We start from the raw sequence: 24232 nt of genomic DNA, 5'->3' as shown, positions 1-24232 counted from the left end.
TTTATATCCCTCCTACAAACCGGCCCGGATTCAATATCTTTTTAGGATCTATTTTTTCTTTAATGCCTTTTAACAAAGAGAAATAGGAAGGTTCTTCTCCCCATACATTGATTTCCTGGCGTAGTTTTAACGGTAAATATTTCAAAACAGCATAACCATTTAATTCAGTAGCTAGCTTCCGTAATTGCGTAATCGCTGTTTTTACATCCTCTACCGCTCCAGATAAATGAACATGACACAAACCGTGACCAAATCCTCCATGCCCTTCGATTTTCAAGTTATGGATATCACTTAAATATTCACATTCCTTAATAACACGAATCACATCTAAATTGATGACAGCGATCTTTAGTGTTGCTTTCGTCTCATTTTTTTCGCTCTCTTTATGGTCAATATTGTAAAAATGCTCCCAAAACTGACAAGCTTTTTCCTTTTCCAATATACTGATATTGGCAAAAGACGAACTTAATTTTTTTACAAATTCCTCTTGATAATGAACGGATGCTTCTACATCCTCAAAACTAATAGCAACTGTATAATATCTACATCCTGTAAGGTTTTCAGACAAGGTTGGACTTAATAATTCAAGAGCAACCGGCTCCATCATTGAATCAAGAAGTTCAACTGCAAAACTTTTCATCCACTCATGATGACCATCTGGAAACGCAAGTAAGATAACGCTTTCATATTGCGGAAGTGGACGCAGTTTTAATGTTACCTCTGTTATCACACCGATCGTCCCCATAGAGCCAATAAAAAGTTTATTCATATCATAGCCTGCCACATTTTTGACTACCTTTCCCCCCGTGCGAATCACCGAGCCATTCGGATAAGCAATTCGTAATCCGATTACTGCATCCCTTGCTGAACCGTAACCTAAGCGTTTCGGACCACTGTCATTTGCAGCAATAATACCACCAATTGTTGCGCGCTCTGGGTAAAAAGGATCTAAAGAAATTTTTTGATTATACTGCGCTAAATAGGCTTGAAGCTCTTTAAAAGGAGTTCCAGATTTGACCGTTAACGTCATATCTCCAACTGTGTGCTCCATAATTCCTTTAAAATTTTCAAGTGAAAGTTCAATATCTTCTGCCTCTGTAATGCCTCCAAAACCACGCTTTGTTCCCCCGGCGGCGATCGAAATTTTCCGATTATGGGCATTCGCGTATTGTAAGATTTTTGTTATTTCTTCTTCTGACTCAGGCTTAACAACGATCCTTCCGCTATTTCCTAAAAAATCATCCCCATTTTGACCTTTCACAACCCTTTCATCACTTACAATGATTTGGAGGTCATTTAGTAGATCCGAAGTAATCAAATCATCCCTCTCCTTCTCCGAACTTATTCTTTCCATAAACTGTTTTTCATTATTTTTTCTACATATTCTAAATGTTCAGTCATTTTTTCTTTTGCTTCATGAGGGGCAGAATTGTTTACAGCTTTAAAAATCTCCTTATGCTGTCGGGTGATTCTTTCATTAATGAGGTCGTTTTGTTGTATAAAATGATGGAAGTCAATCATATGCCTTTTCGTAGTGGTAGATATAAATTGCATAAATTGATAGATAATTTGATTTGCAGATGCCTTTGCGATCGTCATATGGAATTGATAGTCCTCTTCCCAGCCTGATGAAGATGTTTGCTCAAAGAATTTCTCTAGTTCGGCGATTTGCTGTTTTGTTCGATACAGTGCCGCCATTTCTGCAATTCCTGGCTCCAGCAGCTTACGCACTTGAAACAGCTCCTGCACATCGTTTGATTCTGGAGCGATTAAAGACAAGTTAAACAATTTTTTAGAATCAAAATGGCAAATATACGTTCCTTCCCCTTGCTTTACATCAACAATCCCCTTTCCTTTCAATGTAATAATCGCGTCACGAATCGCCGATCTCCCTACCCCAAACATCTCACATAATTCCCTGACAGAAGGAAGCTTCTCTCCAGAACGAATGGAACCGTTTACAATCATTTCTTCAATTTGTTCTACAACAGATTCTGAAACCTTTTTAATGGAAATTTTCTCAACATTCATGTTAATATCCTCCTCTCCTCCTTTGCTCTTTTCAGACATCACATATCAGATATGTTCATCTGTTCCTATTAAATCACGGTACCATTCAATAATCAATACTTTTTAGAATTTATAAAAAAATCAAAAAATAGTGCCGATTACTCTTTTTTTTCATATAATAAATAAAAATACGACTTCTGTTATAGTACAATTGTATATAACATCATCATAACCTATTAATTAGTGGCTCAACAACCGCCCCGTTCTCTCTAACCGATTACAAAAAAATTAAAGATATTTTTTGTATAAAATTTACCAAAATAACAAAACATAAGCGATATTAAACAAACTTCTAGCTTATTTTATCAATATGGTGTTTGAAATTGCAAAATGAAGCGTTCCCACCGCTAATTCAAAAAATAATCCGCTTTACAAACTGAAAAAGTTTGTTTTCGATGACATTTACGCACAGATGTAAATCGCCTAAAGGTTGACTTCGAAATACGAGATTCTGAAGCTAGTTAACTTAGTGGCTTGCACGAAAAGAAAAGTTCTCAAAATAATAGCTTTTTATCCGTTCAGCACCTTCTTTATAGGAGAAAAATGAAAGAATTGAGGTGATAAACAATGGGGCTGCTTGAAGCATTTAATGAGTGGAAAAATTCTCGTTATGAAAAACACGTCGCAAAAATGAAGGATGAAAACAAATGCCCTGAATGTTATGGCAGAGGCTTCTTAATCTATCCTGCAAATGAGTTTGTTTATTTAAGCAATCCATACGATTGCCCTGGCTGCAACGGAAGCGGCTTATATTCTGAATGGTCTAATCTCGTTTAATACCATCTACGTTGCTCCCAACTACTAGCTTCAAAATATAAATTTAACCTACTGATTTTTTAGTCAGTAGGTTATTTTTATCAACGTCTATTACTTTTCGGATCAAAAGCATCGCGAAGTCCGTCTCCAATAAAATTTATGCAAAGTACGGTCGTAAGTATAGCAAGTCCCGGAGGAATCCATGCTTCTGGACTGTTTCTCAAAATCCTAATACTCTGCGCTTCCGATATCATATTCCCCCAACTAGGTGTCGGCTGCGGAATTCCAAACCCGATAAAGCTAAGTGCAGACTCAACAATAATATATGTTGCCATCATTAACGTTGCATTTACCACTATTGGACCAATTGCGTTTGGAATAAAATGCTTAAATATAATTCTAATATCACTAACACCAATTGCCTTGGCACCAAGTATAAATTCCTGTTCTCTTAGCGTTAAAAACGTTCCCCGTATAATCCTTGTTAAGTTTGGCCATGAGGTGAAGGCGATGATCATAACAAATATTCCAACCGTTACCTTTTCAAGAATAGCAACAACTGTAAGACATAAAACTAGGAAAGGTAGCATAAGCATTAAATCAGTAGCACGCATAATGATCGCATCTACTTTTCCGCCATAATATCCTGCAATAGAACCGAGCGTTACGCCAATGACTAATGTAAAAATCATGGCACTAAAGCCAACGATTAAAGAAATGCGACCTCCATATAATAAGCGAGCTAAATTATCTCGACCCGAGCTATCATTGCCTAATGGGTGTTCAGCACTTGGTGGACGTTCAATCATGGTCAAGTTCGATTTAGTTGGATTATGATCTGTGATAAGCGGTGCACAAAGTACAGCAATAACAATAATGAGCAGAATCACAACACTTGCCACAGCTATCTTATTTTTCATGAAACGTTTAAGGGCAATTTGATGAGGACTCATGCCTTTTTCCACTTTGTTCTTATTCAATTCCGGGCCTGTGCTTGTCGTTTCCTGTGGTTTAAGTTCCATTGATTTCACCTCAATCGTAGCGGATTCTTGGGTCAACAATACTATAGAAAATGTCGGCTAATAAATTGCCAAGTAAGACAAAGAAACCAAGCATTAAATTGATAGCCATGATCACAGGATAATCACGATTTCCTATAGAAGTAATAAATAAGGTCCCAAGTCCAGGAAATTGGAAAACACTTTCTGTAATGACTGCACCACCCAATAAAACTCCCACTTCAAAACCAAGCAATGTAATAATTGGTATCAGTGCATTGCGTAATGTATGCTTATAAAGAACCGTATTTTCCGTCATCCCTTTTGCTCGCGCTGTGCGGATATAGTCGCTACCTAAGACATCAAGAACCTCCGAGCGCATATAGCGCATATATGAAGCTGTACCAGCTAAGCCCAATGTAATACTCGGCAAAATGAGATGCTTTATTTTATCAAAAAACAACTCAAATCCCTCTATTCCTGGTTTTGAAACAGTTCCATGGGCCGGAAGCCATCCGAGCTTAATCGAAAAAATGTAAATAGCCACTAATCCAAAGAAGAAGTTCGGTGTAGCTAGTCCAAAAAAGCCAAAAGCTGTTGCTCCATAATCTAAAGGCGTATAAGGATGTCGTGCTGAATAAATGCCAATCGGGATCGACACTACAATGGTAATAATTAAGGTCATAACCCCTAAATTCACAGTATTACTAAATCGCTCTGCGATCAAATCTGATACCGCCCTGCCCTTATAAATCAGCGAATCACCAAAATCTCCACGCACAGCTCCCTTTACCCAATTCCAATATTGAATATGGATTGGATCATTCAAACCTAGTGCTTCTCTTCGCTTTTCATACACCTCTGGATCGACAGTTGGATCAATCTTTCCTGTAAAGGCATCACCAGGAGCTGCTTGCATGAGCGCAAATACAATGACTGTTAAAACAAAGAGCATTGGGATGAAAACAAGGATTCGTCTGATGATATACTGAAACAATGTACCCCCTCCATTCTAGAGCTGTTTTTACATCCTTTTTACAAGTGTCAACTGAATTTTTGTTGAACCATTCAGCCATTTCCACAAATAGAAAAGAGCGTGGCGTCATACCGAACGCTCTTTTCCATATTTCTGGTAAAACTTTTTTACTCCGTTACATACCATAGATGTGGATTATTGTGGAAACGATATGGTAAGACGTCAATTCCTTCCATGCGTGAGTTATGTGCCCAAAGGCTATTTTGAGCATATAAAATTAACGCAGGTAAATCTTCCCCAAATTCCACTTGCCATTTACTGTAAATCTCTTTACGATACTCTTGCTCAAACGCTTCAGGTGGTTTAACTGCCTCTGCTAACAATTTGTCTGCTTCTGGATTATTCCAACGGGAGTAGTTATAAAAGTCTTTTGAACCCCATAATCCTTCAGGGCTTGGATCGCCACTGCTTAGTGACCAACCAACTAAGTATAAATCCCAATCTTGTGAATTTTTCTCAAGATCTTCGAAATAAGCGGCCGCTTCCTTCGGCTGGCGAAGGTCAATGTTTATGCCAACTTCTTCAAGAAACTCTTCGATAATTGGAGCAGAGCGCTCACGAATTTGGTTTCCTAACGGGTAGTTGAGATTTAAGCCCCATTTTTCCCCATTCGGATCTTCACGGAAACCATCTCCATCTACGTCAACATATCCAGCCTCATCTAAAAGTTCATTTGCTTTATCTGGATCATATTCATATGCTGGTGGATTTTGATCGTCGTAAGCCCAGAATTGTGTTGCAATTGGAGAGTTTTGAACAATTCCTCTTCCATAAAGCAATCCATCAATAATCGCTTGACGATCAATAGCGTAAGCAATCGCTTGGCGCACTCTTTGATCCTTTAAGTTTTCATTTACAGTCCATTTGCTTGGATCTAATGTCATATCTCCAGCAGCACGATGATTATGCATTATTCCCATAAGTTGATAACCAAAGTCTGGTTGTTCAATAATTTCTACATTCGCCATAGCTTCAACTGCTTCATAATCTGCTGGTTGGAAGCCATTTGGTTCCGCAACGAAATCAATTTCCCCATTTTCCAATAAACCAAGAATAACCGCCTGGTCGACAACCTTCCAGACAACGCTGTCAAGATATGGTTCACCTTGCCAATAATCAGCATTTTTTTCTAATACGTATTGCTCTCCTTGTACCATTTCCGTGAATTTAAATGGACCAGTCCCAATTACTTTTCCTGGCTGACGAGATTCTGGTGCTGAAGGCATGTCTGCGACTGGGATATCCTTGAAAATATGTTCAGGAATAATTGGGAAGCTGGCATCTGAAAGAGCAATAACATTTGGCTCAGCAAATTTAAATGTTACTGTATGATCATCCTCTGCTACTACCCCTTGGAATTCATCTGTTTGACCTTCGCTATATTCTGTATACCCTACTAATCTTGAAGCATATTCAGATGCACGTACTCCACCTGCTTCAATATAAGCAGGATCAGACATCGCTTTATAAGTAAAGACGACATCATGTGCTGTAAACGGTTCACCATCATGCCACTTTACGTTTTCTTCTAATTTAAAAGTAATTTCAGAATGATCCTCATTATATTCCCACTCTTTTGCGAGATTTGGAATAAATTCTAACGAGTCATTTTGCGTAACTAACCCTTCAAATACAAAATCAAGAATGTTTGCCTCATAAGCTTCTTCATAAAAAATCGGATTGAAGCTTCCTGATGGCGCTGTATCCATCGCACCGTAAACTGTTCCACCCATTTGAGGACCTGCTTCTGTTTGTTCTTTGTCTCCTTCCTCACCCTCAGTAGAAGTATTATCACTGCCTCCTGAACAAGCAGCAAGAATACCTAGCATGAGAACAAAGCTAAGTAAAATTAACCAACTTCTTTTAAACTTCAAATTCATTCACCCCTTTTAAATTTTGGAAAATCAACAGACTTGCTTAATCCTAGGGCACACCACCTCCTTATATGGAAAAAGCTGTTAAAACTACTGCTCATACAAGTGACAAGCAACATAGTGTCCTTCGCTTACATTAATTAGCTCTGGCCGCTCAAGAGCACATCTTTCATGTGCCTTAGGACATCGCGTTCTAAATGCGCAACCAGATGGAGGATTAGAAGGACTTGGAAGATCACCTTTCAAAATAATTTTTTCACGCTTATTGAGCACGTCCGTCGAAGGAACCGCTGATAATAAAGCCTCTGTATATGGATGTAAGGGAGTATCATAGAGATTTTTCTTCGGTGCTATTTCTGCTATTCTCCCAAGATACATAACCGCTACCCGATCACTAATATGTTTAACTACACTTAAATCATGGGCAATAAATAAATAAGTTAAATTAAACTCATCTTGTAGATCAGCCATTAAGTTTAATACTTGAGCTTGAATCGACACGTCTAAAGCTGAAACTGGTTCATCACATATAATAAACTTTGGATTTAATGCCAGCGCTCTAGCAATACTAATTCTTTGCCTTTGACCTCCGGAAAACTCATGGGGATACTTTAAACGAGAGTCAGGTCTCAATCCTACTTTCTCTAAAAGACTAATCGCCTTTTCTCTTCTCTCGTGCTTATCTAAAGATGTTTGCACTAAAAGCGGTTCCTCAATTAGTTCTTGAACATTCATCTTTGGATTAAGAGACGCAAACGGATCCTGAAATACAATTTGCATATCCTTTCTAAACGGACGTAACTGCCGGTTCGACAATCGAGAAATGTCTTCATTTTCAAACAAAATTTGACCTTCGGTTGGTTCCATCAAACGAAGAATAACACGACCTAGTGTCGATTTTCCTGATCCCGATTCTCCGACAACCCCTAAGGTTTCGCCTCGTATAATACTTAAAGAAATATCATCGACTGCTTTGACATGTCCAACTGTCCTTTTTAGAACCCCACCCTTAATCGGAAAGTACTTTTTTAAATTTTTTGCTTCTACTATAAAATCATTTTCCGTCTCTATCTTTAGTTCCTTTTCTATTACTGACACTAGTTAGCCCCCTTATTCATACAGATAGCATCGGACATTATGACCCGGCTCAACAGTTACTAGTTCAGGATTTGCCGCTTTACACTTATCCATCACATGTGGGCAACGATCAGAAAATCTGCAGCCAGCCGGAAACTCATGTGCAGCAGGTACCATTCCTTTAATCGCACCTAATCTATCAACCTCTTTTTCTAGGCTTGGCAAACTTTCAAGCAAGCCATTTGTATATGGATGCTTTGGGTTTAAGAAAAGATTTTCCACCGTAGTTTGCTCAACGATTTGACCTCCGTACATGACCATGACCCTTTCCGCATACTCAGCAACAACCCCTAGATCATGAGTAATAAGCAATACGGCCATATTAAATTTCTTCTTCATCTCATCCATAATGTCGAGAATTTGCGCTTGTATCGTTACATCAAGAGCAGTTGTTGGCTCGTCAGCAATCAAAAGTTTAGGATCACATGAGATCGCAATTGCGATCATCGCCCGTTGCCTCATTCCTCCAGAAAGCTGATGTGGATATTCCTTCATTGTTTCTTCCGCTCGAGGAAATCCGACAAGCTTCAACAAGTCAATCGCCTTTTTTTCTGCCTCTGCTTTTGACACCTTCTTATGTCTTATAAGCGTTTCCGTTATTTGATTGCCAATTGTAAAGACGGGGTTTAACGCAGTCATTGGCTCTTGAAAGATCATCCCAATCTCCCTACCACGAACCTGCGTCATTTGTTTATCCGAAAACTTCACTAAATCTTTACCATTAAATAAAATTTGTCCCTCTTCTATTTTCCCTGGCTTTCCAATTAATTTCATAATGGAGAGAGAAGTTATACTCTTACCACTCCCCGATTCACCAACAAGGGCAACAGTCTCACCTGGTTTTACAGAAAAATGAACTCCATCTACTGCTTTTGCAACTTTTTTTCCTTCTAAATAAAAATAAGTCTTTAGCCCTTTAACATCCAATAACGTTTTTTCTGTCATCAACTGCACCTCAACTTAATATCTTCTCGGTTATTTAGCTTTGGATTTTTTGTATCGATTAAACCTTCCCTATGTCATTCAGAGAGAACAAAAGCAAGTACAATCATTCTTTATCTTTAGATTCCTCTCTCTAACTACAAGACTTTTGCACTAATTTCACCTCAAAAAGAGGGAAAAAGAATAACTAAATAGCAATGATTAGCAAAAGTATACTATCACGTTTAAATTTTTGCAATATAGGGAAAAATGAAAGTAATTGTAATTTTCGATTAAATTTCGGACAACGAAGGAATTTTTATTATTTCACTTTTCGGAATAATTAATCTTCACAACATTTTAAATGTTTTTTTACAATAACAAAAAATACGAAAAATGGTTAATTTACATATAATCTCCATTTTATTTGCTTGATTTCTAATAACTTTTGCTTTTACCTTTATTCCTCATTACAGATTGCACAATAATTAATTATTCAACATTTTTTATAAAAATTCATTTCTTTTTTCTGTAAACTTTTTTTCGAACCACTGTTTTTCCTTGTCAGATGATCTTACAAATTCCCTTTTTTATAAGATGGACACTGCTATCATTATTATTGTATTTTTATTCGCTTGCTTTATCTTTTGCATGAACATGAAGGAATTGAATCATACTAAGATGAAAATAGATCTGCTATTGAAAGGATTGCTAATAAATGCTATCAAACGAACAGCTTTTAACATTTAAATCACAGTTGGAAAGGCAAAAGAAGGATCTCGAGGATAGATACGAAACAAACGATCATCTTAATTTACGCGATGGACATTATCATGAATCGGTTGGTGAACTTTCTAGTTACGATAATCATCCTGCCGATGAAGGCACTGAACTATACGAACGAGAAAAAGATATCGCCCTTAGTGAGCATTACCGAAATGAATTAAGCAACATTTCGAAGGCACTTGAAGCGATCGAACATGGTACATATGGCAAGTGTGAAATTTGCGGAAAGGAAATTGCCCTCCAGCGCTTAGAAGCATTACCAACCACCACCTATTGCATCGAGCATACACCCGACCAAATTACTTCCCATGAGCGCCCCATTGAAGAAGGTGTTTTAATGCCGCCATTTGGAAAGTTTGACATGGATGAACAAGATGAAACCGTCGCTTTTGATGCTGAAGATGCGTGGCAAGAGGTGCAAAGCTGGGGAACTTCCGAAACACCATCCGATTTTGTCAAAGTGGAAGATCATTATAATGATGTTTATGTTGAATCTGAAGAAAACATCGGCTATGTTGAGGACTATGAAAACTTTGTTGGCAATGATATAGAAGGTAAAAATATCACTGTTTATCCAAACTCACAACATGAGCGTTACGAAGAAGTACTCGACGAAGAAGGAATCATGACAACATTCGGAGATTTGCCCGCATATGAACATGAACCCTATGTTGAGGATAGAGAAGAACGGGACAAATAACATTGTCCCGTTTTTAAGCTTAAATCTTTCCTTTGGAGCCACATGAAAAATTTCAAAAAAAGCAAGAAGCATAGACAACTTTACTTGCATTTTATCATTTATTTCTGTTTAAAAAATAGGTAAATCTACAGGGGAAGTTCAGCGGAAAATGCCTATAGCTATGACTATTCGGACCGTACATTGTTAGTGTATTCGAATAGAAGCTGTATTCGGACAATAAGCCGATGCTGCTCCTTTAGATGTCCGTATGTTTCCTCTATTCGGACATTAAACCATGATACTCTTGTTGAGTGGCCAAATCTAGCACCTATTTGCACAGATTAAGCAAAATATAACTGGCAAAAAGACCAAATAAAAATCTACACAACTCACCATTTTCATAAACCATACAATATTGAGCGAATCAACCAACACCAATTCGGTCGGTGTTTTAGCTTCAGGGAGTTTTTTCGTGGTCAAGGTAGATAGATCCATCTGCTAAAATGCCAAACGCCCCTAAAGGGGGCATCCTAATAAATACTCTTTATTACGCTCAATTCTCCAGCTCTCCATTAATAGAGCAGTTCAAATATTTCATTTAATTGCTCAACTCTTTCTGAATCGTCTACTTCTCTCGCGTGATTTATTTCATCTGGCAAAATTTTATTTAAATAGTCAATTTGCTCGCTTGTAAGTTCCCGCACAAAGGATTCTTCCGATGTAAAATCATATTGTCTTATTAGAACGTATATTTCTTTACAAAGATCAGAGCGATCTGTGTAATTTGATAGGATTTCCTTTAAATAGCCAAGCGGTTGGTTCATACACGCATCATTCCTTTCGTAATCTGTCTTCTCTAATTAGAATGCACCTTCTCTGATGAAATCATCGGTTTTTTTATTTCTTATTATTGACAATCATGTTGTTCACTTATATAATTTATCTTAAGTTAAAACATCTTGAATTTGAGATAAATTGATTTGAGATAATACAAAAAGGGAGAGATTTACCAATGACAAAAACAAAATGGGCATTAGACACAGCACATAGCAGTGTAGACTTTTCAGTAAAACATATGATGTTTGCAAACGTAAAAGGTTCTTTTAATGAATTCGATGCTTCAATCGAGGCTGATCCAACTGACTTAACAACTGCCTCTATCGAGTTTACAATCGATACCGCGAGTGTTGATACACGCAATAATGATCGTGATGCACATCTTCGCTCAGCAGATTTCTTCGACGTAGAAAACTTTCCAAAAATGGCTTTCAAGGCTACATCGATTACAAAGACAGGTGATGGTGAATATGATGTAACTGGCGACTTAACGATTAAAGAAACAACAAAGCCACAAACATTTACAGTCACTTACGGAGGAACTGGTAAAGATCCATGGGGAAATGAAAAGGTTGGTTTTGCTGTAGAAGGCAGTATTAATCGTAGTGAATTTGGGCTTACATGGAACGCTGCACTTGAAACCGGCGGTGTTCTTGTAGGAGATAAGATCAAAATTTCATTAGACCTGCAAGCGGCAAAAGGTGAATAAAAGCAATCAAAACTGTAGAGCGTTTCAGCGCTCTGCAGTTTTTTTCTGTTTGTTTATCGTTGAAAAGAAATGGTCAGACTATAAAAGAATAACAAAATCTTCGGGGTGATGAAATTAATGCCGCATCATTTTTTTTCGCAATTTATTAGAATGCCATTTTTTTTGCGCCTGCTTTTCATTGCCGTTGTAATGCTTTTCACATTCGGTCTACTCGCTTATTTAATCGAACCAGAAACGTTTACATCACTATTTAATGGTATTTGGTGGGCAATCATTACTGCCTCAACAGTAGGCTATGGAGATTTTGTTCCGAAAACAATTTTAGGAAAAACGATCGGAATATTACTAATATTATTGGGGGTTGGCTTTGTTTCTTCCTACTTTGTTTCTTTAGCATCTTCTACTGTTAAACGACAAAATGATTATATTGAGGGGAAATTAATGTTTAAAGGAAAAGATCATAAAATTATTATCGGTTGGAATGAGCGTTCAAGAGTAATCATTGAAAAACTTTTACATAGCGGAAATAGCGGTTTAATTGTTTTAATCGACCAAACACTTCAATCCAATCCATTTTCTGATTACCATGTTCATTTTATTAAAGGTAGGGCCACTAGTGATCAAATCCTCATAAAAGCAAATATATACGATACGAAAAAGGTTCTCATTACAGCAGACCAAAATAAAGATGAACTTCAAGCAGACATGGATACGATTTTAACCTTATTAGCCATAAAAGGTCTGAATCCAACGGTCTACACAGTAGCTGAAATATTAACCTCCGAACAAGCAGCAAACGCGCTTCGTGCGGGGGCTGATGAATTGATCAAAACCAATTTAATCACGAGCACTGTCATGACAAACTGCCTTCATTCCAGTGAGAAAGTCGATGCGCTCATGATGTTGCTTGAACAATTCAACGGCAGTCGTTTTGTTTTTCAATCGCCAACGGCTTTTATCGGAAAAAATTTCATTGAAACAAGCGAAGAGCTGCTCAAGGATGGATCTCTGTTGTTCGGGATTAAAAGAGGAGGAGACACATTTATTAATCCTCCCCATCCTTTTATCCTTAAAGAAAGTGATATTCTCTTAGTAATTTCAGCAACTTGACATGTTAAAGAATGCTCTCGAGCTCAGAAACGAGAATTTGACCCGTTTCAACGAACTGTCTCGGAAAAGGAGCATCCTTATTTTCTGGAGATTGAAACTGATTAATGGAGGCGGTTATATTTCCGACCTCAGCTTTTTCATCTATACCGCCTTCATATTGATGAGAAAGTAAAAAAGGCCTACCTAATTTAACTGTACAAACGGAAGAATCTAACTGTCCTTCAATAACTTGAAACGGTACTCGTAAAAACTGATAGCCTTCCTTATCATCCATCTTATAATCAAAAAAGCCATGATCGTAATCCCAGTTCCCTCCTATCGAATAACCGATTGGCTTAAGCAACCGTTCCAAATCGTCTAGATCGTATTCTTTTCCTTCTATACTCGAAGGCATCTCGATCATAAAAAAATCCCCCTTCGAAACTTTTTCTTAGTTTCTCCAAGGGGATTTCGTTTAAATCGTTAATTTTTTCCTTTTTATCATCTATAATCTTTTTTCAAGCTCTGCTTTCTTTTCTTCGAAGCCAGGTTTACCTAATAGAGCAAACATATTTACTTTATAGGCCTCAACACCAGGTTGATCAAAAGGGTTCACCCCTAATAAATAGCCGCTCATGGCACATGCTTTCTCAAAAAAGTAAGCTAGGTATCCGAATGTATACTCGTCAAGCTTTGGAATCGTTACCGTTAAATTTGGTACGCCACCGTCAGTATGGGCAAGCAATGTACCTTCGAATGCTTTATTATTTACAAAATCAACTGTTTTTCCGGCAAGATAGTTGAGTCCATCTAAATCGCTTTCCGCTTCCTCAATCGTAAGCTCATGACGAGGCTCTTCAACTTTGATAATCGTTTCAAACAGATCACGTCGACCTTCTTGAACGTATTGGCCTAGTGAATGTAAATCTGTTGAGAAATTAGCAGAGGATGGGAAAATACCTTTTTGATCTTTCCCTTCGCTCTCTCCGAACAATTGCTTCCACCATTCTGAAAAATATTGTAGTGAAGGCTCATAATTGATCAGCATCTCAATCGTTTTTCCTTTGTTATAAAGGAGATTACGCACTGCCGCATATTGATACGCTTGATTGCTTTCAAGCTCAGATGAACTATATTCTTCACGTGCATCTGCAGCACCTTTCATCATTGCATCAATATCGGCTCCACTTACTGCAATTGGAAGTAAGCCGACCGCAGTTAGAACTGAATAGCGTCCCCCCACATCATCTGGAATAACAAAGGATTCATAGCCTTCTTCCGTTGCGAGAGTCTTTAAGGCTCCACGCGCTTTATCAGTTGTTGCATAAATACGTTTTCTTGCTTCATCAATTCCATATTTTTCTTCAAGCAATTTACGGAAAATACGAAATGCAATCGCAGGCTCTGTCGTTGTTCCAGATTTTGAAATGACATTTATCGAAAAATCTTTTCCATCTAATAAATCCATAACATCTCTCATATAAGTAGAGCTGATGTTATTGCCGACAAAAATAATTTGCGGTGTTTGACGCTTTTCTTTTTCAAGGACATTATAAAAACTGTGCTTGAGCATATCGATTGCCGCTCTTGCCCCTAAATAAGAACCTCCAATCCCAATAACAAGTAAAACATCTGAATCTGCCTTAATTTTAGCAGCAGATTTTTTAATGCGGGCAAATTCTTCCTTATCATAATCAACAGGAAGATCAATCCAACCTAAGAAATCATGACCTGCTCCTGTTTTTTCATGCAAAGAATGGTGAGCCACCTTTACTAGATCTCTTAAGTATGTAATTTCATGTTCTCCAAAAAAACTTAATGCCTTGGAATAATCAAAACGAACTTGTGCCATAGTTGTCCTCCATCTTATACATATTCATATATACTTTAACGAAAGCGCGCGCCGTTATCAAGAAATGGTGAGAAAAACACTTCATTTTGAGCATTTTTTTCACTTTTCTTCCTTATTATATAGAAAGCTTTTATAATGAAGCGCGGTAAATGGCTAAAACATCATCGCGATTGAGCTTCTTAAAGCGACCAAATTCACCATTGATCATCGCCTTGTCCGCCATTAATTCTAGTTTGCTGTCATCAATATCATAATCAGCTAATCGAGAAGGAGCCCCAATGCTATTCCAGAACTGACGCAGCTTCTCAATACCTTCTAGACCAGCTTCTTCAGCACTCTTCCCTTCTGGATCTACTCCGAATACGCGAACAGCAAGCTGCTTAAAGCGTTCTGGCTTTACCTTTAAATTATGCTTCATCCAATTTGGGAAAAGGATCGCAAGTCCTCCCCCATGAGGAATATCATAAACAGCTGAAACTGCATGCTCAATATTATGCGTTGCCCAATCTCCTTGATAGCCCATTGACAGCATGCCATTCAAGGCCATTGTTCCATTATATAAAATCGTTGCGCGCAAATCATAATTTTCAAGATCAGCTAAAAGCTGTGGAGCCGTCTCCATTACAGTAATCAATAAAGATTCGCACATTCTATCCTGCAATAACGTGTTTTCTTGTAGATGGAAATAATGTTCAAATACATGAGACATCATGTCAACGATTCCATATATCGTTTGCTCCTTTGGAACGGTATACGTATGAACCGGATCTAAAATTGAAAATACCGGAAAAGTAACTGCGCTACCCCAGCCATATTTCTCCTTCGTCTCCCAATTTGTAATCACAGAACCTGAATTCATTTCTGAACCAGTTGCTGCAAGTGTTAAAACTGTTCCAAATGGTAGAGCTTCATGAGCAACAGCCTTCTTCGTCACCAGCTCCCACGGATCACCATTGTATTTCGCACCAGCAGCTATCGCCTTCGTACAATCAATTACACTTCCTCCACCAACAGCTAAAATAAAGTCAATTCCTTCTGATTTACAAACATCCACCCCTTTTCTAACTGTAGAGATGCGCGGATTCGGTTCAACTCCAGAAAGCTCAAAAATATCTGCTTTAATCTCTTGAAGTAAGTTGATAACTTGTGTGTAAAGTCCGCTTTTTTTAATGCTGCCACCTCCATAAACAAGCAACACTTTTCTACCGTATTTTGGAACTTCCTCTTTCAACTGTACAAGTTGACCTTGACCAAATATAAGCTTTGTTGGGTTCCAATATGTGAAATTTTGCATGTTCATGTCTCCTTTCGTTATCACTAATATTATCTTCCATCTTAGTAGGTAATGCAAAAATTTATGTTTAAAATTCAAGGAGAAATGTTCAAACATACAGACGTTTGATGAAGTATTTCAAACAAAAAGCGATATGCAAAAAATCCTTGCATTCCTTGCAAGGATTTTTCACAAATATTCCCGTTTTTATTCTACTTCCTTAACTTAACACTTTCGTAATACGTTCAATCGCCCAATCCAAGTCTTCCTCACTAATGACTAAAGGTGGAGCAAAACGGATGACAGTATCGTGTGTTTCTTTACATAATAAGCCTTCATCCTTTAATTTCTCACAATAAGGACGAGCCTCCTCATGAAGCTCCACTCCAATAAACAATCCTCTTCCACGCACTTCTTTAATGATTGGATTGTCAATTTCCTTTAGCTTACTTTTAAAATATTCACCCAGCTTTAACGATCTTTCGGCCAGGTTTTCTTTGACAAGAACATTTAAAGAAGCAATGGAGACAGCACAAGCCATCGGATTTCCACCAAATGTCGAACCGTGCGAGCCTGGATTGAAGACACCAAGAATATCTCTATCGGCTACGACACACGAGATTGGAAAAACGCCTCCTCCAAGCGCCTTTCCTAAAATATACATATCCGGCTCTACATCTTCCCATTCACAAGCAAACATTTTCCCTGAGCGGGCAAGTCCAGCTTGAATTTCATCAGCAATAAACAGAACATCATTTTCTTTACATAGTTCATATGCCTTTTTCAAAAAGCCTTCTGGCGGAATGACAATACCAGCTTCCCCTTGTATAGGCTCAATTAGAAAAGCAGCAGTATTGTTTGTAATGGCGTTTTTCAAAGCCTCTAAATCTCCGTAAGGGATGAGCTTAATTCCCGGAAGCATTGGACCGAAACCGCGCTTATATTCATCCTCTGAGGACAAGGAAACAGCAGTCATGGTTCTTCCGTGGAAATTGCCGATACAAGCAATGATCTCTGCTTCATTTTCGGCAACACCTTTCACATCATAAGCCCAACGTCGTGCTGCTTTCACCGCTGTTTCTACCGCTTCTGCCCCCGTGTTCATCGGTAAAGCCATTTCCTTCTTTGTTAACTGACACACCAATTCGTACCAAGGTCCAAGCTGATCATTATGAAAGGCACGAGAAGTGAGTGTGACCCTATCAGCTTGTTCTTTTAATGCTTGAATAATTTCTGGATGGCGATGTCCTTGATTAACAGCAGAATAGGCGCTGAGCATATCCATATACTTATTCCCCTCAGGATCTTCAACCCATACTCCTTCAGCCTTTGAAACAACGATTGGAAGGGGATGATAATTATTTGCACCGTATTTATCTGTTTTTTCGATTATCGCTTTGGACTTGTCTCCGACGATCATGAATGAACACTCCTTTTTATTATCATTTATAAATACTATCTTAATCTAATGCAAGTTTTATGCCATGATCTTATCCTTACGATAAAGGCCATTTGGTTCTTTTGCACGCAAATTTTTTTTGCTATTTTAATTCAATTTTGCAAAATTAATTTGCAGTAGATAAAATAAAGAAAAAGAATCGCTGGGAGGGAGGAAGAAAGATGGACCCGAACTATGAAATATATGAAACCGTTCTTGACTCAATCGATATAGGGGTACATGTGATTGATTCAAACGGTAAAACAATTATATACAATAAGAAAATGAGTGAAATTGAAGGGATGAATATTGAAGATGTAATCGAGAAACGGCTTCAAGAAGTCTTCTCTTTCCATCAAAACGGAGAAAGCACTTTGCTAAAAGTGTTACAACACAAGAAAAAAATTACCAATATTAGACAATCTTATTTTAATAATAAAGGACAGGAAATCACAACCATTAATAATTCATATCCGATTATGAAGGGCGAGACTTTAATTGGTGCCATGGAAATTGCAAAGGATGTAACGAAAATTGAAAAGTTACTGCAGGATCATATTTTCAATAAAGGAGAAGCAAAAATTACCTTTGAAAGCTTAATTGGTTCTGATAAAGCATTCAACGATGTAATTGAGTCCAGTAAAAGAGCAACAAGAACAAATTCTACTATCCTTATCATCGGCGAAACTGGAACCGGGAAGGAGCTTTTTGCTCAAAGTATCCATCAAGGCAGCATTCGGGCATCACGCCCACTGATTACACAAAATTGCGCTGCGATCCCAGAGACCTTAATGGAAGCTATATTATTCGGTACGAAAAAGGGCGCATTTACAGGTGCTGTTGAACGACCTGGACTGTTTGAACAAGCGGAAGGTGGCACCTTATTATTAGATGAAATTAATTCCCTTGATCTCTCTTTACAGGCAAAGCTATTAAGAGTGATTCAAGAGAAAAAAGTCAGAAGAATCGGTGATACAAAAGATCGACCGGTTGATGTTCGAATTATTGCCACCATTAACGAGGATCCGATTGATGCCATCACAAATGGCCGAATGAGAAAGGATTTATTTTATCGCCTTAGTGTTGTGTCCTTATTTATTCCCCCCCTGCGGGAAAGAAAAGGCGATATTCCAGAACTTGTACAATTCTTCATCCAAAAATATAATCATTTGTTTGGGATGAATATCACTGGGGTTGATAAAGCATTATTAGAACACTTTCTTGCATATGATTGGCCAGGAAATGTTCGTGAACTTGAGCATCTCATTGAAGGAGCCATGAATCTTGTGCATGAGGAGGAGATGCTCACAGTTTCCCATCTCCCAAATCATATTCGTTACAAACCTCCCTTTAGAAAGGACGCTGTCACCTATTCAGCAGACTTAAACACATTACAGGAAGGAATCACCCTCGAACAATTTTTACACGATGCCGAACGTTCTTTTTTACTAAGGGCATTAGCGCAACATAATGGGAATATTTCTCAAACGGCTAAAGCACTGGGAATGAGTAGACAAAATCTCCAATACAGATTGCGAAAAATAAAAAACGGGAGTTAACAAGCAGATTACTCCGATTAAAACATTAATAACAAAAAAGCAAATGATGATGAATGGTTATTCATCTTCATTTGCTTTTTTGAATCGAACTTAGACTTTTCAGTCAGTTCCATTATACAAATTAAATTTAGCGTTGAGATTGTTCGATCCACTCTTGAAGTTTATCTTTAAGAGTATTGAAGCCTTGCGGTGCTTCCTCTTGTTTGAATGCTGCAGCTGCTTGGCGACGACGAGGTGCTTTTTTCTCCTTCGGTGCTTCTGTTTGAGCTGGAGCCTCTTGAGTAGCACGGATGGATAACCCGATCTTGCCTGCTTCTTCATCAATAGAGAGCACTTTTACAGAAACTTCATCTCCTACTTTTAAATGCTCGTTAATATCTTTAACAAAACCGTGAGTAACTTCAGATATATGAACTAGTCCTTGTGTATTTTCATCAATTGCAACAAACGCTCCGTACGGTTGGATTCCCGTTACCTTTCCTGTAACAACACTTCCTACTTCAATCTTTTCAGTCATGTAAACACTCCTAAGTTATGATATATTTTTATACTTTACCACACTCTATAGGCGATAACCCTATAATTTTAGGGAAATTGCCTTAGAGTACAACCAACCTTAGTAATCATAAACGAGACAAACTTTCCGTCCACATATTCTGTTTGTCCTTCTTATATAAATGATGATTAACTTCCTAAGATTGGCATCACTTTATACGCAATATAAAATTATATCATAAGTGGTTCGATTTCACAATGTGTCTAAGTCGTTGAAAAACGAACACTTACAGAGTTTAATGAAAAAGCTATTGGAAATACGCTCATATTTTACCTATCTCTCTTTTTTCATATGCGTTTAAAAACGAGGCATGATGATGAGTTTTAAGGAGGATTTTTTAAGGGGTAATGAGAAATCATGTTTCAGCTCAAGATACTTCTGACTCGACGAACTTACTCTCATCGAGTCAGAAGTAAAAAACAGAACTTATTACTAAAAAGCTGCGCTCTCATGAATCACTCTAATTGATGACCATACTATTCAATAATGGTTTTACGCCAACCTCATTTTTCACCTTTTAAAGAGAGCCGTTATTTCTTAATAAACCTTTGGCGTTCTCTGTTGTGTTTTTCATTGCTAGAGCGACTTTCTCATTATCACTCGTCACATTTTCAACAGATACAGTCATTTCTTCCAAGCTTGCACTCGTTTCTTCTAGAATTGCAGCCAAGTCCGCTGTCGACCTTTCTACAATTTGGCTCTTCGTGACAATAGCATTAGTCATGTTTTTAGATGAATCTAGGTTAACCTTTAATTTCTCAAATACAGCCTTTAATTGTTTAAAATATTTTACAATCTCTTCAGAGGAACCAAGGATTTGATTGAACTTTTGTTCACTAAACTCCATTTTCTTAATAGAAGCTTGATTGTCGGTATTAACCTTTTGTAAATTGACAGTTATATTCTCTGCTGTTTGTTTGGTTGATTCAGCAAGCTTTCGAATTTCCTCTGCGACTACGGAGAATCCCTTTCCAGCTTCTCCAGCTCGTGCCGCCTCTATAGATGCGTTCAATGCAAGCAGATTTGTTTGTTCGGAGATTTGCTTAATTTCATCAGAATAAGAGTTAGTCTCAGTAATATTGACTGTAAGGTCTTTTAACGTCTTATTTAAATCATTAATGAATGAATGGACCTCTATTGCATCCTTGTTAAAAGATGTTACCTTCTCTTCACCTAAAGTCGTAATTTCTTCCGTTTTATTCGCCTCGGAAGATAACTCCTCCATGAGCTGTTGTAAATTAAGCACCACTTGATATGTTTCTCCCGCATTGCCGGAAATGCTGTTAATTTCTGCTGTCTGCTGCTGGCTGCCAATTGAAATCTCGTTCAAGCTTGCTTTCATTTCACTTTGCGCAATTAAATTGTTATTAATTCGCTCATTCGAGGTAGCAACTTCCTTTAATATTTTATTCATCGTATCTTGAATTTGCTGTTTTTGTCTTTTCTGCTCTTCCGCTTGTTCTTCAGATTCAAGAATAAGATTCCTAACTTTTTTCTCTTGCGTTCCATTTAAATGAATCAACACGCTCAGCATTAATCCAGATAATAAATAGACTAATAAAATAGTCGCTAGATTCGCTTTAATGACTTCGATATCATTTATCCCGACATAAGCAGTTAAAAGGAGTAAAATCAACCCAGAAACAAAACCTATTGAGAAGACCTTTTTATTAAAATGAATCGATGCAAAGATAGTTAAAAAGAAGGAGATGATAATGATATTTAAGCCACCGCCAGTAAAGTACAAACCTATCCCGTTAAATAAACTGACCATAATAACACTTATATAAGGGAAAAAAGATGTAATTTTACTTATCTTTCTGCAAATCAAATAAGCACCCACAAAAAGAAGTAGTTCAACTGCGAAAATAATACCCGTGTCAAATTGATTTGCAACAATTGACTTTAAAAGACCCATTGTAAGGGAAATTGAAAACGCGATAAACATAAGTAAATTTTTATTTCTATTTTCTCTAATTAACATTTGCTGCACTTTATCCATTTAATTCCCTCACTTCTTTCATGATGTATATAGTTATTTTCGGAAAATTATTGGATAAGTTTAACACATTTCATCTACTATTTTTCCATCCTATACGACATATTCGATATTCACCTCGTTATAATAGTAAAAATCTTAATAATCAAGAGTATCTTTTTTTGTCAGTGTTAACTTTCAAAAATGTAAGAGGATATTGAGAATTAACGTTAACCCTTTTTTCACTCTTTTATCCTTTGGCTCATTTCGTGTGAAACTAGAATTTTGCATGTAATAAAGCCAAAGCTCAGCCTAGACCGTAATAAGACCTATCATCACGGCGGCTTATTATTCTTTATATAATGTGAGCACATTTATTTCCGGTGGATTGTAAAATCGGAAATTTAAAAACGAAATGGCATCACTACTCCCCAATCCGGTGCTAACATATTGCTGAATTCCATTATAGTCCCACAAGCCCTTGACCCGATTCTGAGGAGGAAAAAAACCGTCCCACAAATAATAAGGCTCGGGGATAAACAAGGCACCGATTAACGGCAAGCGAATCTGCCCTCCATGATAATGACCAGCTATCAATAAATCATATGGCCACAAACGTCCCTCCTCATTTAAAAGATCGATCCTTTCATCAGGGACGGGGTAATGATTTAAGGCGATGAGCACTTCTGATTCGAAAGACTGCTCTAACATGAGCAACTTCTCAATAAAAGGCTCAAGCTTTTTATCCTGTTCACTCTGTTCTAATAATGCGATGGAATTTTCAAAATAGGTAAAGTATATGTTGGAAGAGCCGACTTTCACTTTTTCAACTGTGTCTAACAATTTTAGGCCGCGCGCTTCCATTCCCTTAATAAAACGATCTCTTTCATACACTTCCTTCTCTCCAATGATATAACTTTGTGGATCTGTATTTCCTGGTACGAAATAGGCAATATCCTTCTTTCTTATTCCTTCAATCAAAGTATAAAACGGAGCATAATTGTTGCTTTCTGGTGAAACAAGCATATCTCCAGTAAACACAATTGCATCATAGTTGATGGAATTGATCATATTTATTAGCTTACCCTGTTCTTTTCCAAAGACTTTTTCATGTAAATCAGTTATTTGCACAATCGTGAAGCCTTCCAAGTCTTCAGGAAGCTCTCGAATAGGAATGGACTTCTCTACAATAACAATCCGATTATTTTCCCAAATAATATATCCGCACATGATCATCAAGATGATCGTCATGATCCATAATTTTTTACTGAGCAAAATTCTCATAAAATACAGATGCTCCTTTGTTACATCTCGACAACCATTAAACTTTTTGTCGGTAACTGCAAAATCTGTTTTTCATCTAATATCAACAGCATTTTAAAACGAAGGCTATGCTATATGATTCTTTTGATTTTTGGCTCATTTCGTGAGAAATCTTGATTTCTCACGTCTTTCAGCATAGCTGAAAGATGACTCTGACTCGATGAAACACTAGGAGAAAGCTTGTTTTCTCCCTCGTTTCATCGAGTCAGAGCGAAAATGAGCAAAAAATAGCATGATCAACAATAACTTTATAACTAGTTTTGCACGACGGCAATTTCCATGCGCTTTGTTCTTTTTCTCAGTCTTCGATACAATGGTTTTTCTACAAAAGCATATACGAATAAACCACATATCATTGAAGCTGTAATAAGCAAAATAGCTAATATGATGTTAGGAATAGCCAGTGATGAAGTAGTGCGAAAGAAAATACTTATGGCAGACATGGAGGTGAAATGGGTTAAATAAATCGAAAATGAAGCATCACCCAATAACTTAGCTAGCCTTGGAATACGGATTTCTTTTTGTAAATCAAGCGAAGAGAACCCAAGAATAAGAAGAACAGATGCAATTGTCGTAGTATATTGCAAATCAATAGGAATAAAACGATTTTGTTCATTGATCCATGCTAAAGGAAAGCCAGCAAGTCCAATAATCACCATAACCGTTGAAATCTTCACACTAATTTTAACTCTTAAAATAACAAAGGCGCATAAGAGTCCAAGCAAAAAAATGAGATTATAAAAATTGAACAGATAATTTATAAAATAATTTGTACTGGACAATATATGTAAACTAAAAAACAAAGATAGCATTGCCCATAGGACGGGAAGAAACAAGGAAAGCCATTTGTTTTTAAAAAAGAGCAAACTAATGATTAAGTAAAAAAAGACCGTATGAACCAACGACCACGCCACACCTAATATCGGTTGTCCCCCATCAGGAAAGAGAAGCAAGGAAGAAAGTATATGCCCTATTTCTCGCTCATTTCCAGAGCCAAAATTAGGAAAGATGAAATAAATAGGTAAAATCATGAACGTGATCATCCAATACAGGGGATAGATGCGAATAAATCTGTGGTATAAATACTCCTTTAATTTTGAAGGATCACCAAAGCTTTGATGATACAAGTAATACACCATAAAGCCTGAGAGGGCGAAGAAATAGTACACTCCTCCTGAACGATCAACATTAGATAGATGCAAAAAATCGTAATGGAAGTAAGTAGTTAGAAAAGCTTTAGCATGCAATAGAATGACAAAAAATGGAACCAAGGCTCTTGAAAATTGAATTAAATTCAAATGTTTCCTCATTACAACGTCCTCTTTCCATCTGGAAATTTAATTTTTATCTTATATTGCGAT

21 protein-coding genes are annotated in these 24232 nt (G+C 37.3%); 5 read left to right on the top strand and 16 right to left on the bottom strand.

Annotated features, from left to right (window positions below):
- Nucleotide 1 precedes the first annotated feature (1 nt).
- Both PZE06_RS09640 and PZE06_RS09635 read right to left on the bottom strand, forming a co-directional pair.
- Nucleotides 2–1318: an FAD-binding oxidoreductase gene (locus PZE06_RS09640; RefSeq protein WP_150915479.1), complete on the bottom strand. Its 1317-nt coding sequence runs from the start codon at nt 1316–1318 to the stop codon at nt 2–4.
- Between the two features lie 23 nt (nt 1319–1341).
- Entirely contained in the window at nt 1342–2031 is a 690-nt protein-coding gene (locus tag PZE06_RS09635; RefSeq protein WP_150915478.1) for a FadR/GntR family transcriptional regulator, read from the bottom strand.
- Nucleotides 2032–2637: 606 nt separating this feature from the next.
- On the opposite strand from PZE06_RS09635, the gene PZE06_RS09630 reads away from it, so the two are divergent.
- Entirely contained in the window at nt 2638–2847 is a 210-nt protein-coding gene (locus tag PZE06_RS09630) for a methionine aminopeptidase (protein WP_150915477.1), read from the top strand.
- A gap of 80 nt (nt 2848–2927) precedes the next feature.
- Here PZE06_RS09630 and opp4C read toward each other — a convergent pair whose 3' ends face one another.
- The 5 genes from opp4C to PZE06_RS09605 all read right to left on the bottom strand — a co-directional run bounded on the left by opp4C (nt 2928) and on the right by PZE06_RS09605 (nt 8816).
- Complete coding sequence (gene opp4C / locus PZE06_RS09625; RefSeq protein WP_150915476.1) at nt 2928–3848, bottom strand: oligopeptide ABC transporter permease; 921 nt, start codon at nt 3846–3848, stop codon at nt 2928–2930.
- Nucleotides 3849–3858: 10 nt separating this feature from the next.
- Nucleotides 3859–4821 carry an ABC transporter permease gene (locus tag PZE06_RS09620; protein WP_150915475.1) on the bottom strand — a complete coding sequence of 321 codons (963 nt, stop codon included), beginning with the start codon at nt 4819–4821 and terminating at the stop codon, nt 3859–3861.
- Nucleotides 4822–4967: 146 nt separating this feature from the next.
- Nucleotides 4968–6740 carry a peptide-binding protein gene (locus tag PZE06_RS09615; RefSeq protein ID WP_150915474.1) on the bottom strand — a complete coding sequence of 591 codons (1773 nt, stop codon included), beginning with the start codon at nt 6738–6740 and terminating at the stop codon, nt 4968–4970.
- A gap of 84 nt (nt 6741–6824) precedes the next feature.
- Nucleotides 6825–7832 carry an ABC transporter ATP-binding protein gene (locus tag PZE06_RS09610; protein WP_150915473.1) on the bottom strand — a complete coding sequence of 336 codons (1008 nt, stop codon included), beginning with the start codon at nt 7830–7832 and terminating at the stop codon, nt 6825–6827.
- 12 nt (nt 7833–7844) lie between these two features.
- Nucleotides 7845–8816: an ABC transporter ATP-binding protein gene (locus tag PZE06_RS09605; RefSeq protein WP_150915472.1), complete on the bottom strand. Its 972-nt coding sequence runs from the start codon at nt 8814–8816 to the stop codon at nt 7845–7847.
- Between the two features lie 694 nt (nt 8817–9510).
- Between PZE06_RS09605 and PZE06_RS09600 the strand changes: the two genes are divergently transcribed.
- Nucleotides 9511–10278, top strand: a complete 768-nt coding sequence (locus PZE06_RS09600; RefSeq protein WP_150915471.1) for a TraR/DksA C4-type zinc finger protein — start codon at nt 9511–9513, stop codon at nt 10276–10278.
- 551 nt (nt 10279–10829) lie between these two features.
- On the opposite strand, the gene PZE06_RS09595 is transcribed toward PZE06_RS09600, so the two are convergent.
- Nucleotides 10830–11081 carry a sporulation protein gene (locus tag PZE06_RS09595; RefSeq protein ID WP_150915470.1) on the bottom strand — a complete coding sequence of 84 codons (252 nt, stop codon included), beginning with the start codon at nt 11079–11081 and terminating at the stop codon, nt 10830–10832.
- A gap of 188 nt (nt 11082–11269) precedes the next feature.
- Here PZE06_RS09595 and PZE06_RS09590 point away from each other — a divergent pair, with 188 nt between their 5' ends.
- Nucleotides 11270–11803 (top strand): YceI family protein, encoded by a 534-nt coding sequence (locus PZE06_RS09590; protein WP_150915469.1) that lies wholly within the window; start codon nt 11270–11272, stop codon nt 11801–11803.
- Between the two features lie 117 nt (nt 11804–11920).
- Nucleotides 11921–12913, top strand: coding sequence for a potassium channel family protein (locus PZE06_RS09585; RefSeq protein ID WP_150915468.1), 993 nt, complete (start codon nt 11921–11923; stop codon nt 12911–12913).
- Between the two features lie 4 nt (nt 12914–12917).
- Here PZE06_RS09585 and PZE06_RS09580 read toward each other — a convergent pair whose 3' ends face one another.
- From PZE06_RS09580 to PZE06_RS09565, 4 genes are all read right to left on the bottom strand, one after another.
- A complete protein-coding gene (locus PZE06_RS09580) occupies nt 12918–13316 on the bottom strand; it encodes a YugN-like family protein (RefSeq protein WP_150915467.1) in 399 nt (132 codons plus the stop codon).
- 81 nt (nt 13317–13397) lie between these two features.
- The gene (locus PZE06_RS09575; protein ID WP_150915466.1) at nt 13398–14744 is read right to left on the bottom strand and encodes a glucose-6-phosphate isomerase; all 1347 of its coding nucleotides are present in this window, start codon (nt 14742–14744) and stop codon (nt 13398–13400) included.
- A gap of 130 nt (nt 14745–14874) precedes the next feature.
- Complete coding sequence (locus PZE06_RS09570) at nt 14875–16038, bottom strand: iron-containing alcohol dehydrogenase (protein WP_150915465.1); 1164 nt, start codon at nt 16036–16038, stop codon at nt 14875–14877.
- 199 nt (nt 16039–16237) lie between these two features.
- Entirely contained in the window at nt 16238–17437 is a 1200-nt protein-coding gene (locus PZE06_RS09565; RefSeq protein WP_150915464.1) for an ornithine--oxo-acid transaminase, read from the bottom strand.
- Between the two features lie 200 nt (nt 17438–17637).
- Between PZE06_RS09565 and PZE06_RS09560 the strand changes: the two genes are divergently transcribed.
- A complete protein-coding gene (locus PZE06_RS09560; protein ID WP_150915463.1) occupies nt 17638–19014 on the top strand; it encodes a sigma-54 interaction domain-containing protein in 1377 nt (458 codons plus the stop codon).
- 127 nt (nt 19015–19141) lie between these two features.
- Here the strand turns inward: PZE06_RS09560 and yugI are convergent, their stop codons facing one another.
- The 4 genes from yugI to PZE06_RS09540 all read right to left on the bottom strand — a co-directional run bounded on the left by yugI (nt 19142) and on the right by PZE06_RS09540 (nt 24181).
- On the bottom strand, nt 19142–19531 hold the full coding sequence (gene yugI, locus PZE06_RS09555) for a S1 domain-containing post-transcriptional regulator GSP13 (protein WP_150915462.1): 390 nt from the start codon (nt 19529–19531) through the stop codon (nt 19142–19144).
- Between the two features lie 556 nt (nt 19532–20087).
- Nucleotides 20088–21572: a methyl-accepting chemotaxis protein gene (locus tag PZE06_RS09550; RefSeq protein WP_150915461.1), complete on the bottom strand. Its 1485-nt coding sequence runs from the start codon at nt 21570–21572 to the stop codon at nt 20088–20090.
- Nucleotides 21573–21896: 324 nt separating this feature from the next.
- Nucleotides 21897–22832 carry a metallophosphoesterase gene (locus PZE06_RS09545; RefSeq protein ID WP_150915460.1) on the bottom strand — a complete coding sequence of 312 codons (936 nt, stop codon included), beginning with the start codon at nt 22830–22832 and terminating at the stop codon, nt 21897–21899.
- 293 nt (nt 22833–23125) lie between these two features.
- The gene (locus tag PZE06_RS09540; protein ID WP_150915459.1) at nt 23126–24181 is read right to left on the bottom strand and encodes an acyltransferase family protein; all 1056 of its coding nucleotides are present in this window, start codon (nt 24179–24181) and stop codon (nt 23126–23128) included.
- Between the last annotated feature and the right edge of the window lie 51 nt (nt 24182–24232).

This window comes from Robertmurraya sp. DFI.2.37 (assembly GCF_029211245.1).
In the GTDB taxonomy this organism is placed as follows: domain Bacteria; phylum Bacillota; class Bacilli; order Bacillales; family Cytobacillaceae; genus Robertmurraya; species Robertmurraya methanolica_A.
Note: the sequence above shows the minus strand (reverse complement) of the source record. Positions and strands in the feature narration are given on the sequence as shown.